Here is an 8,451-nt window from a genome sequence, read left to right on the forward strand (position 1 = left end):
CGGACGGGCGTTGAAATCCTCCTCCGAATAGAGACGGATGCATACCCCCTCGCTCACCCGACCGCAGCGCCCCTTGCGCTGGTTGGCAGACGCCTGAGAAATTTTCTCAACAGGCAGCCGCAACACCTTGAGTCTTGGGGAATATCGACTGATGCGCACCAGACCGGTATCGATGACGAATTTGATACCGGGCACGGTCAGTGAGGTTTCCGCCACATTGGTGGCCAGAATGACCCGTCGCCTGTGCGGGTCGGTCTGGAAGATCTTCTGCTGCTCGCTGAGCGGCTGGCGGGCATAGAGCGGCAAAAGCTCGGTATTCTTCAACCCATGCTTGCGGATCGCCTCGGCGGTTTCACGGATATCGTGCTCCCCCACGAGAAACACCAGCACATCCCCGAACGGGTCGATTTCGGCCAGCTCGTCCAGCGCGGCGATGATGCCGTCGGTCATGCTCGGCTCGAAACGGTTGCCGGCGTCGTCCTCCACCGCCTCCAGCGGACGGTAGCGCACCTCCACCGGCCAGGTGCGACCGCTCACCTCGATCACCGGCGCATTGTCGAAGTGGCGCGAGAAGGCCTCGGTGTCAATGGTGGCGGAGGTGATGATCACCTTCAGGTCGGGCCGCCTCGGCAGCAGCCGCTTGAGGTAGCCGAGCAGAAAGTCGATGTTGAGGCTGCGCTCGTGTGCCTCGTCAATGATGATCGTGTCATAGCGGCTGAGCCAGCGGTCGTTCTGGATCTCAGCCAGCAGAATGCCGTCGGTCATCACCTTGATGAGGGCATCATCCCCCACCTGCTCATGGAAGCGCACCTGATAGCCGACCCGCTCCCCCAGTTTCGAGTCCAGTTCTTCTGCCAGACGCTGAGCCACGGAACGGGCCGCCAGCCGCCGCGGCTGGGTGCAGCCGATCAGCCCCCGCACCCCCTGCCCCGCTTCCAGGCACAGCTTGGGAATCTGCGTCGTCTTGCCGGAGCCGGTTTCCCCGGCGATGACCACCACCTGATGGCTGCGGATCAGCTCGACAATTTCTTCCCGCCGCTGGTTGACCGGCAGCTCCGGGTCAAAATGCAGGCTTTCCGGCCTTTTTTCCAGCCTTTTTGCGGTTTTTTCCAGCGCGGTGTGCAACCGCTCCTTAAAAATAGGGGAGACCCCGTCCTTTTCCAGCTGGCGCAGCAGTCGGTGGCGCTGACGGGTGGGCGCCCAGCGCTCAATCAGCTGACGCAATCCATCAGCATCGTCCGGCAGCGGGTCCGGAACGAAAAAAGGCGCTTGCGCGCCCTTTTCCAACGTGCGTTCCGATGAGACCATCACTCGACGTCGACCACTTCCACCTTGAATTCAAGCGTCTTGCCCGCCAGCGGGTGATTGCCGTCCAGATAGACCTTGTCCTCCTCAATGCGGGTGATGCGGAACTGCACCGGATGGCCATCCGGGTCGGTGGTCTCCACCACCTCACCCTCACGCAGCTCCACGGAATCGTCAAAGTTCTCCGGCCCGGCATAGACCACCAGGTCATTGCGATATTCGCCGTACGCCTTCTCCGGCGGAATGGTCACCCGCCCCTCGAAGCCTGGCTCCTCCCCGTCAAGGAACTCCTCCAGTCCCTCAATGATCTGCTCCTCACCGTGAACATAGTCCATGGGCTCACCACCGAAGGTGGACTCGATCAGCTCACCCTTGTCGTCGCGGAGTTCGTAATGGAATTTCACATAGCTGCCTTTGCGGATACGGGGCATGTCATCATCACCTATAATTTATGTTTTTTAGGAATTCGCAATTATACCTTATGCGCCAGATCGTCCTCGATACCGAAACCACCGGCATGAACAAGGGCCAGAAGGACTTCTGGTCAGGCCACCGCATCATCGAAATCGGCGCGGTTGAACTGGTTGGACGACGCCTGACGGGCGAACACTACCACCAGTACATCAACCCGGAACGGGAAGTGGACGAAGAAGCCCTGCAGGTGCACGGCATCAGCAACGAATTCCTTGCCGACAAACCCACCTTCCGCGACATCGTCGAAGAATTCATGAACTTTGTCAGCGGTGCGGAGCTGATCATCCACAACGCCGAATTCGACGTCAGCTTCATCAACTACGAACTCTCTCTGCTGGGCAAGGACAACCGCTGGGGCCGTCTTGAAGACCACTGCACCATCACCGACACCCTGGTGCTGGCACGCCAGCGCTTCCCCGGTCAGCGGGTCAATCTGGACGCCCTGTGCAAGCGTTTCGGCATTGACAACAGCAACCGCACCCTCCACGGCGCCCTGCTCGACTCGGAGATTCTCGCCGACGTCTATCTGGCCATGACCGGCGGGCAGGAAAGCCTGCTGCTTGATACCGAGGACACCTCTTCAGCCGCCACCCGGGAAACGACCATCTCCAACCGGCCCACAGCCATTGCCATCCCCGTCGTCCGTGCGCATGCCGATGAACTCTCCGCCCACCAAAACTATCTTGACATGCTGTCAAAAAAGTCTGGGCAACAGATTGACTGGTAAACAAAATGAACGAGCAGACCATTCCCGCATCGCTGTTGCTGCGCTGCTATCAGCAGGCGGTCTCCACCCTCAATCACACCCTCATGCAGGCCGAGACGCTGGAACAGTTCTTCGCAGAGGTCATGACATTCGTCACCACCATCCTCAACGCCGAACGAAGCGCCGTCCAGCTGTGCCTGCCGAATGAGCACAAGATGCGCTTCTTCCATCCCGCTCACAACGACCTTCTGGAAAGGCTGCACACCGAATGTACCCGTCCGGTGGAACGCATCAACGACAGCGTGCAGCTGCACTTTTCCGGTGACAGCTTTCAGGGTCACATGATCATCCATCCGGTGGCACCGGAAGTCTTCGAACTGGCTCTGGACACCCTGGGGGAAACCGTCTGCCTCACAGAACACCTGCTCAAGGCGCGCAACGAAATGTTCGAGCTGCGTCAGCGCGAACAGCTCATCGACCGCATGACCCTCTACCTGAAAACCGATCCCAAAGGCGTCATTCATGCCGTCAGCGCCGGTCTGGTCAAGGCTCTCGGAGGAAAGCGCAAGCAGCTCATCGGCCAGCCGCTGGAGCGGTTTTTTACGTTTGATCCACCTCAGGCGCGGGAAAATCCCCATCTGATCCATTTCGAACACCTGGCCTGCACGCGTGGAAGCACCCTCCAGCCGACGCTCTGGTTCCAGTATTGGAAATCCGACCTGGAGGACATGTTCGGTCAGCGCTGGCATTTCTATCTGCTTGATGACATCACCGCGCTCATCGACAGCGAGGAAGAAGCGGTGCACGATCCCCTCACGGGGCTGTACAACCGCCGTCTGTTCGACGAACTGCTCGAACGGGAGATAAACGCCGCTCGCCGAAAAGGGGAACATTTCTGCCTGATGCTGATCGATCTGGATCACTTCAAGCGTTACAACGACACGCTCGGCCACCCTGCAGGCGATCGACTGCTCAGGGACGTAGCCCGCCTGATCTTCAACCACTTCCGCCGCAGCAGCGACCTCGTCTTCCGCATCGGCGGCGAGGAACTGGCGGTCATCTATACAGCCCGGACGGAAGACGCCGGTTTCGCCCATGCCAGAGCCCTGCTGGAAGAACTGCGCCAGCGCCGCCTGCCGCACCCGGACAACCCGCCGGAGCATATCGTCACCTTCACGGGGGGCGTCATCTGCCTGCCGCCAACGGTCGACAACCCGCCCGATGCCGAAACCCTCTACCGCCAGGCCGATCAGCTGCTTTATGAAGGCAAGAAACAACACAACACGGTGCTGTGCCGCCGCCTTGGCACCTCATGAAGTTTGCCCACCCCCTGACGCCCGGCACCCTGCTGCGCCGCTACAAGCGCTTTCTGGCAGACGTGCGTCTGGAAAACGGCGAAACCGTCGTCGCCCACAGCCCCAACACCGGCAGCATGCTGGGTGTAAGCACCCCGGGCAGCCGCATCTGGTTGCTGGACCACGGCCCGGACACGCCACGCAAGACCCGCTACACCTGGGAGCTGACAGAACTGGAAACCGGCGTCTGCGTCGGGGTCAACACCGGCCGCAGCAATGCTCTGGCCCGTGAGGTCATCGAGGCGAAACGCCTGCCGACGCTGTCCGGCTATGAGCGGCTTCTCAGCGAAGTACGCTATGGCGAGGAACGCAGCCGCATCGACCTGCTGCTGCAGGGTGACGGTCTGCCCGACTGCTACGTTGAAGTGAAGAACGTCACGGCCGTTGATGAAGCCGGTCTCGCCCTGTTTCCGGACGCGGTGACCACCCGTGGCCAGAAGCACATGCGTGAGCTGACGTACCGTGTGGCGGCGGGTGATCGGGCAGCCGTGATCTTCACCATCCAGCGCCGTGACGCCCATGCCTTTCGTCCGGCCTGGGAGATTGATCCTGCCTATTCCGAACTGCTGCGCCGCGCGGTCGAGGCAGGCGTTGAAGTCTATCCACTGCTGTTCGAAGCCACACCGGAAGGCATCACTTTCCTGCGGGCCGTTCCACTGTCGATGTCAGCGCCCTGACCCGATCCCCCTTGTGGACCGCCACCCCCACGAAGGTGGTCGGATCCAGCCGGGTGGAAAACCAGCTCATGCCCCAGTGCAGATGCGGTCCGGTCGCACGCCCCGTGGCCCCCACCTCTGCCACTTTCTCACCGCGGCGGACCCGCTCTCCCGGTTTGACAAACAGGCGACTCAGATGCATGAAGGTGGAACGCAGGCCATAGCCATGGTCGATCATCAGCGTATTGCCACTGAGCACCATCTTCTGCGCCAGCGTCACCACCCCATCGGCAGGCGCATGAACCGCCGTGCCCCTCGGCGCGGCAATGTCCACCCCGAAATGGGGCCGGCGCGGTTTGCCATTGAGAATCCGCTGCGAGCCATAGACACCTGTGACGATGCCCCCCACCGGCCAGAGGAAAGGGCGCTCGCGCCAGCCGGCCACCTGCCGCAGAAAGCGTTTGCGCGCCGCCCGTGCCGCGGCAATATCTGCGCGGATCTTCGCCAGTGTCTTCGGATCCGGCGAAACATACTTCTTCTTCAGACCATTGATACGCTGAATGTCATAGTGTCGTGGTGCCAGCGTAATCTGACGGACAACCTTGCCGCCATTTGGCAAATTCACCACCAGCTGCGCCGGTGAATGACTGTCGCGCGCGAACCCTACCGGCAGCTGACCCAGCCGGTCAAATTTCACCACGTGACCGCCATAATGGAGCTTGCTGCCGGCCGGCGCCGTGACAACCGCCCATCCCCCCGGCTTGAGCACCCCTTCCACACGCACTGCTTCCGGCTCGCTCGCAGCAGCAAGGGACATCCATGACCAGCACAGCAGCAGGAGGAAAAAAATACCTCTCATGATGTCAGCTCATCCATGGCGCGATTGGCCAGCGCGTCCACCCGCTCATTCTCGGCATGACCGGCATGCCCCTTCACCCAGCGCCAGTGCACCCGGTGGCGCTGCAGCTCCGCATCCAGCGCTTCCCACAGATCCCGGTTCTTCACCGGTTTTCGGTCCGACGTCTTCCAACCGTTCTGCTTCCAGCGCGGCAACCACTCGGTCACCCCCCGCTTGACATACTGTGAGTCGGTCGTCACCGTCACCTCCACCGGCTCTCTGAGCGCCCGCAACCCTTCAATGACGGCTGTCAGCTCCATGCGGTTGTTGGTCGTCTCCGGCTCGGCGCCGAACAGCTCCTTCTCATGCCTCCCGTAGCGCAGCAGCGCACCCCAGCCCCCCGGCCCCGGATTGCCACGGCAGCCGCCGTCCGTAAACAGCTCCACCTTCTTCATGACTGTTGCGTTCTCCTGTGCCAGGCATGACCGACCCGCCGACTGGGCACCCAGGCGCCCTTGTTGACCGGCAGCCAGTTGGCCAGCTTCCAGTTGAGCCCCACGGGTGTCAGCGGCGCCGAGCGTTTCTGCGCCACAATGGCGTAAAGCCGCCCCGGATGGAGCGCCCCCTTTTCCAGCGCATACTCAAGGCGCTCCTGCACCCTGGGCACGTTGCTGCCCGTCGGGCGACGGATCAGCGTATGCTGCGCCAGCTTGATCTCATATCCGAGCAGGTTGAGCCAGTCGATCACCCGGTGCATGCGCAGCCAGTTGGCCCGCCGGAACACTGCACGGTCCCGGCCGAACCAGCGCAGACGCTGATTGCGCAGGCTCAGCGGATTGAAGCCCACGATGATCACATGACCGTCCAGCACCAGCATGTTGTCCACCTGCCGCAGCAGATGATAGGGGTCATCCACCGCCTCCAGCGTATGGGGCAGCACCACGGCATCCAGACTCTCGCGACCGAAAGGCAGGTAATCCAGATCGGCCACCACCGTCTCCATGTCGTCAAAACGCTGCGGGCGCTCGGCGCACAGCACCCGTGTGTCGATGGGACTGTGCTCGAAGACGTCATGGGGCCAGGGCGCGCCCAGCTGCACCAGATAGAAACCGAACAGGTGCGTCACCTGATCGGCCAGCAGCGCTTCCACGGCGGAAAGTGCGGCGCGGTTGCCGCCATGCCGGTACCAGTGATTGAGAAATGCCTGCCACTGAAACGCCATGTCCGTCCTGATAAAATGGCCCGCCAAACCATGCATTATAGGCCAACCATGCAGATTCAAGGCTTGCGCGCACTGGACGACAACTACATCTGGCTGCTGAGCCGAAACGGGCGTGCCTGGGTGGTGGATCCGGGCGACGCCACCGTTGTGCTGGAGGCGCTGGAATCTGCCCGGCTGAGCCTGGCCGGCATCCTCATCACCCACCATCACTACGACCACACCCAGGGCGTGGCGGATCTTCTTGAACAGCTCGACACGGCCGTGCCCGTCTACGGCCCGGCCAGCAGCCGTTTTAACGGCATCAGCCATCCGCTGCGAGAGGGCGACAAGGTGGTGCTGGATGGCTGGAGTCTGAATGTTCTGGAAACACCCGGACATACACTGGACCACATCGCCTACTGGAATGCCCGGGCGCTGTTTGCCGGCGACACCCTGTTCACCGCCGGCTGTGGCCGCCTGTTCGAAGGCACGCCTGAGCAGATGGCCATGTCACTGAAAAAGCTGCGTGCCCTGCCGGATGACACCCTGCTCTACTGCGGGCACGAATACACCTGGGCCAATATCCATTTCGCCGCCATTGCCGAGCCGGACAATCAGAACATTGCCGAGCGCAAGCGGCGGACCATTGAGTGCTACCGGGCAGGACAGCCCTGCGTGCCGGCCCCCCTGGGTCTTGAAAAACGCACCAACCCCTTCCTGCGCTTTGACCTGTCTCCTCTGAGGGAAACACTGCTGAATCGTGGCGCCGGGCATGACGACGCCAGCCTGTTCGCCACCCTGCGGGGCTGGAAGGACGAACTGGACGCCACCGGCGAGCTGGAGCCGCGCCTGTGAAACGAATCGGCACACTCATGGCACTGCTGGTGCTGACCGGCTGCCAGTACCTGCCAATACGGCCGGATACACCCGCCACACCTCGACCGGAGCAGGCCTCTGCCGCTCCGACACAGCCACTGCCGACTGACGCCACTCCACGTGACGGAACACACAGAGCCGCCGTACCTGAAAAGGCGCCCCGTCCCACCGCAAAGGCAGTCCGATACAAACAACAACCTGCCACGGAGCTTGTCACGCTGCTGCGCCAGCGCACTGACTGGGACCGGCAACATGACTCGCATCACTTCGCCCGGTGGCGCGACCATCTGTTACGCCATCCGCGGCATCTTCAACGAGTGCTGGAAAGGGCGCGCCCATTTGCACCTCTTATCATTGCCGAGTTGAAACGCCGCAACATGCCGCTGGAACTGGCCCTGCTGCCGGTGGTGGAAAGCGGCTACAAGGTGGAGGCGCGCTCCTGGCAGGGAGCGGCCGGCCTGTGGCAGATCACCCGGCCCACCGCGCGACAGCTGAACCTGAAGGTCAACTGGTGGATCGACGAAAGGCTCGACCCGCTGGCCAGCACCCGGGCGGCACTGGACTACCTGCAGCAGCTCCACCGGCAGACGGGAGACTGGTTGCTGGCGCTGGCCGCCTACAATGCCGGTCTGGGCAACGTATGGCAGGCGCAGAAACAGTTCAGGCGTCACAACGGGCGTGAGGCAGGGAGCTTCTGGCAGATCCAGCCCTATCTGCCCATGGAGACACGCAATTACGTGCCACAGTTGCTGGCAGTGCTGAGCGCCATCCGGTCCCTGCCGACGGACAAGCTGCCCCGCATCGCGCTCAAGCCGACCGTGCGGCAGCTCACCTTCTCCAGCCAGATTGATCTGCTGCGGGCGCAACAGAAAGCTGATGTGAAGCCTGAAGTATTCACCCGGCTGAACGCCGCTTACCGCCGCCCCTACACGCCGCCTGACGGTCCCCACCGCCTGCTGCTGCCGACGGATGCGGCCGGCAGACTGGAGCTGGCGCTGAAAAAGGCCCCCGACCTGCTGGCCGCATCCGTCGGCAGCAGC

Annotated in this window: 10 protein-coding genes; 5 read left to right on the forward strand and 5 right to left on the reverse strand. The window is 62.2% G+C overall.

Going from position 1 to position 8,451, the window contains the following annotated elements:
- Both F8K16_RS05860 and F8K16_RS05865 read right to left on the reverse strand, forming a co-directional pair.
- The coding region (locus F8K16_RS05860; RefSeq protein WP_294948181.1) for a helicase-related protein at positions 1 to 1,308 on the reverse strand (1,308 nt) is incomplete at its 3' end.
- Positions 1,308 to 1,736 carry a peptidylprolyl isomerase gene (locus tag F8K16_RS05865; RefSeq protein WP_294948184.1) on the reverse strand — a complete coding sequence of 143 codons (429 nt, stop codon included), beginning with the start codon at positions 1,734 to 1,736 and terminating at the stop codon, positions 1,308 to 1,310. The genes F8K16_RS05860 and F8K16_RS05865, both read right to left, overlap by 1 nt.
- 50 nt (positions 1,737 to 1,786) lie before the next feature.
- Between F8K16_RS05865 and dnaQ the strand changes: the two genes are divergently transcribed.
- Genes dnaQ through sfsA form a run of 3 tightly spaced genes read left to right on the forward strand, consistent with a single transcriptional unit; the run spans position 1,787 to position 4,517 of the window.
- Positions 1,787 to 2,506 (forward strand): DNA polymerase III subunit epsilon, encoded by a 720-nt coding sequence (gene dnaQ, locus F8K16_RS05870; RefSeq protein ID WP_294948185.1) that lies wholly within the window; start codon positions 1,787 to 1,789, stop codon positions 2,504 to 2,506.
- Between the two features lie 5 nt (positions 2,507 to 2,511).
- Complete coding sequence (locus F8K16_RS05875) at positions 2,512 to 3,801, forward strand: GGDEF domain-containing protein (protein ID WP_294948187.1); 1,290 nt, start codon at positions 2,512 to 2,514, stop codon at positions 3,799 to 3,801.
- Positions 3,798 to 4,517 carry a DNA/RNA nuclease SfsA gene (gene sfsA, locus F8K16_RS05880; RefSeq protein ID WP_294948189.1) on the forward strand — a complete coding sequence of 240 codons (720 nt, stop codon included), beginning with the start codon at positions 3,798 to 3,800 and terminating at the stop codon, positions 4,515 to 4,517. The genes F8K16_RS05875 and sfsA overlap by 4 nt, the downstream gene beginning before the upstream one ends.
- On the opposite strand, the gene F8K16_RS05885 is transcribed toward sfsA, so the two are convergent.
- Genes F8K16_RS05885 through F8K16_RS05895 form a run of 3 tightly spaced genes read right to left on the reverse strand, consistent with a single transcriptional unit; the run spans position 4,474 to position 6,556 of the window.
- Positions 4,474 to 5,355 (reverse strand): M23 family metallopeptidase, encoded by an 882-nt coding sequence (locus F8K16_RS05885; RefSeq protein WP_294948191.1) that lies wholly within the window; start codon positions 5,353 to 5,355, stop codon positions 4,474 to 4,476. The genes sfsA and F8K16_RS05885 overlap by 44 nt on opposite strands.
- Positions 5,352 to 5,789 carry a ribonuclease HI gene (rnhA, locus tag F8K16_RS05890; RefSeq protein WP_294948193.1) on the reverse strand — a complete coding sequence of 146 codons (438 nt, stop codon included), beginning with the start codon at positions 5,787 to 5,789 and terminating at the stop codon, positions 5,352 to 5,354. Before rnhA ends, F8K16_RS05885 begins: the two co-directional genes overlap by 4 nt.
- A complete protein-coding gene (locus tag F8K16_RS05895; RefSeq protein ID WP_294948195.1) occupies positions 5,786 to 6,556 on the reverse strand; it encodes a methyltransferase domain-containing protein in 771 nt (256 codons plus the stop codon). Before F8K16_RS05895 ends, rnhA begins: the two co-directional genes overlap by 4 nt.
- A gap of 48 nt (positions 6,557 to 6,604) precedes the next feature.
- Here F8K16_RS05895 and gloB point away from each other — a divergent pair, with 48 nt between their 5' ends.
- Together gloB and F8K16_RS05905 are read left to right on the forward strand one after the other, a co-directional pair.
- Positions 6,605 to 7,390 (forward strand): hydroxyacylglutathione hydrolase, encoded by a 786-nt coding sequence (gene gloB / locus F8K16_RS05900; RefSeq protein ID WP_294948197.1) that lies wholly within the window; start codon positions 6,605 to 6,607, stop codon positions 7,388 to 7,390.
- Between the two features lie 383 nt (positions 7,391 to 7,773).
- The coding region (locus F8K16_RS05905; RefSeq protein ID WP_294948199.1) for a lytic transglycosylase domain-containing protein at positions 7,774 to 8,451 on the forward strand (678 nt) is incomplete at its 3' end.

Origin of the sequence: Sulfurivirga sp. (assembly GCF_015490265.1) — a bacterium.
Taxonomy (GTDB): Bacteria; Pseudomonadota; Gammaproteobacteria; order Thiomicrospirales; family Thiomicrospiraceae; genus Sulfurivirga.